1 protein-coding gene is annotated in these 3,079 nt (G+C 39.4%); it reads left to right on the forward strand.

Annotated elements, in window-relative coordinates:
• Positions 1-3,079, forward strand: a 3,079-nt coding sequence (locus BHECKSOX2_RS08510; protein ID WP_245391361.1) for a C80 family cysteine peptidase, incomplete at both ends; no start/stop codon positions are given.

Genomic DNA, 3,079 nt, shown 5'->3' on the forward strand with positions numbered 1-3,079 from the left:
ACCTCAAGCACCGGCACAAGTGAGTGGAGACACAAAGACGGCAAAGCCAAAACACTTTATAGCTTTGATAAGCTTACTGGCAAAGTAGAGAGCCGAGTTTACGACGACGAAGGCACCTTGGTAAGACACAATGGCAAACATTTAAATAACGACTCACAATACCAAACCAACATCATATTCCAATTAGAAAACAATGATGACACCGTCAAAAATGCCACTAATGCCTTAGCCAATAAACACCCAGAAAACAGCTATATTGCCAAGATGGACGAAGCAGGCAATATTAAAGTTTACGATGTAAACGGCAACGAAGTTGCACTTAATGTCAATGGCAAATACCGTATCAATGTCGTGGCTCACGGATCATCAATGAAGACAATGGGCGCTGATGCGTTGTCTAATCGCATTATAGCCTTACAAACAAAACTCAACATAGAACAAACAGACGAAGGTCGTATTGCCCTAGTGGGTTGTGAAACAGACCGAGCTTCTGTCTCAGGTGATACTTCATTTAACCCTGTTTCTTTTACAAAATTAGTCGCAGAGAAACTATATGACAATGGCAAGGGATCAACCAATGCAGAAGTAACAGGCAGAACCGCAGACATAGAAGTAGACGCCAATGGCAGAAAAGTCATGCGTACAGGTGGGCAGAAAACGGTTTATAGTTGGGATAGTGAGGACAATAGAATCACCTCAGAAACTCAAAATGCTAAAATCACTACTAATGTATTGACAGATCCGTTGAATGATCTTAATGAAAAAATACAAAGACTAGAAGAGTTGCTTAAGCATAAAAAATTCGAATCCAAGAAAGGTGCAGATTACGACATGTTAACTAAAGCGCTTCATGTTTGTAATGCGGCGCAAGAAAATGGATTAGAGTCCTCTCTTACTGAACTAACACAACTCAGAACAGATCTCTACGCATATTTGGAGGCATACCCAAGCTCAGAAATTGCAAAAGAACTTAGTGGCGTGCATTCTTTTGTAAAGGACTTGGTTATTGATACCCAGACTCGAATCTCAAGAGAAGAAAAGAAAAAAGCATATATGGTGCTTACATCGTCTGTAACTGAAAAATATATAGAAGCTCAAGTCTTAGAAGTCGGTCGTAAGATTGTAGCGTTAGCGGGTGTATGTGATCAAATTTTAGAAATATCAAAAACCAATCCTAGATTTAGAAAGCGATTAGAGATGGATAGACTGAATATAGAGCGTCAAATTCAAATAGCCAAAAAATCTAAAACTGAACTTGGAAAATGGGGGGCTACTAAAGTGCCACAAGATAGTAGAAAACTATTAGAAAGGTATGCACATCAAGTAATTATAGCAGAAGTAGATAATTCAGATATATTAGAAAACACACAAAAATTAGCAAGAAAATATCCACTTAACACAACTATTATTAATATGGATGCGTACGGTAATTATGAGGTTGTATATGGCTCTGTATTGGATAAGATGCCAAAAGGGAATATAAGAGTTATGATTAATGCACATGGTAACTCAGAAGGTGTTACAGGCAGAAGTGTTAAAGATATTGCCAGGCATATTAGCATAGTGGGTAAGGCCGCTGGCAATGGTTCCGAGATAACAAAAGTTAGTTTACTTCCTTGTATGCTAGGACCCGAATACGCAAAAATACTCCTCTCTGAGTTGCCCGAATATGGAATAAAACGCACTGCAGTAAGCGCTAGATTGGGTAAGACAGCGGTATCTGACAGTGGTAGAAAAATTGTACAAATACCAGACCTAAGTCATCCTGAAAAACTCTTCCTTGAAGTATACCGCTCAGAAAAACTCAAAGTAACTTACGCTTACAATGAAGCAGGTGAGATAGTCCCTGTCGATTCTTATACAGATGAACGTTATGATGTTTCTCTTTCTATTAATGAGGATGGGTCACCAAAAATAGAGCGCATTTATGGCAATAAGGAAATCGGTGAATTACAGGGCAAGTTAAAAGTTTATGTTCACGCTAAAGGCTTTGATGAGACCGAGCAAATGTTACGCCAGTTCAAAGAAGATCTACCCTCAGGCGCCTCAATGGCACAACTTAATATCAAAACTCCTAAAGAGAATGATTGGTTTGCTCGGTTTGATGCATTAGAACAAGGGAAAGATTTAAAGAGCCTTAGTAAAACTTTTGATGTAGATGTTTTGGTATATGCTAGCCCTGGAGATAGTCAAGTAACATTGGCTACTAGCGATAGGGGTTTTGGTACAACAATTGCTAGAGATAATATAGAATTTATTGATAACCCAGATATTCCAAAAAATTCTGTGTTCTTGACAGAATATACAATCCGGAAGTATCGGTTATTCGAATATGATGGCGATGAATTCAACTCTGGTTCTAACTTTGACTTTAAAATGTACATTCGCATGACAAGCGGTGAAGTTCCCACAATAGAGGAAACTTTAACAAGCTTAGAGCTTACATCTAAAATTACTCAAAAACACTCTATTTCTTCTATGCATATCTTGATGCCTGAGGATGAGCGTGATATAACTTATTACAAAGAACTGGCTAAGGCACTGACTGATAAATATGGAATTAAATCCACTGCATACTACTTTAATCCAAGAAGCGACACATTTGATCGGTGTTTATCAATAAGTCCTGGAGATTATAGAGCAATTGTATACGACGACCCCCAGCATCTGGCTGAAACCACCCCTTACCAAGACAAAAAACTCCAATCCTGGGAGAACTTAACCCAAGAACAAACCAACAAACTAACCACAGAGTCCCAAAAAACCAAACCTGATCTAGCCAACCACGACCATCAAATCCTATTCCAAACCGAATCCGATGACAATGTCAAAGACAGCACCCTTAAACTCGCCTTCAAACACCCAACAAAAACCACCATCGTGCAAATGGACAAAGACGGCGCCTACCGAGTGGTTTATGGCACTCAGCTTAAAGACATCACAGGCAAAGTCAAAATGGTGGCTGTGGGTTACGGCAGAGAAGCAGAAGACGGCACTCAAACACTGGGCGGTAGAAGTGCTGATGCGTTAAGCACAAATATTACCACCATCACTCAAACACTAAACACAGACGCTGTTA

The organism is thiotrophic endosymbiont of Bathymodiolus puteoserpentis (Logatchev), from assembly GCF_900127505.1.
GTDB lineage: Bacteria > Pseudomonadota > Gammaproteobacteria > PS1 > Pseudothioglobaceae > Thiodubiliella.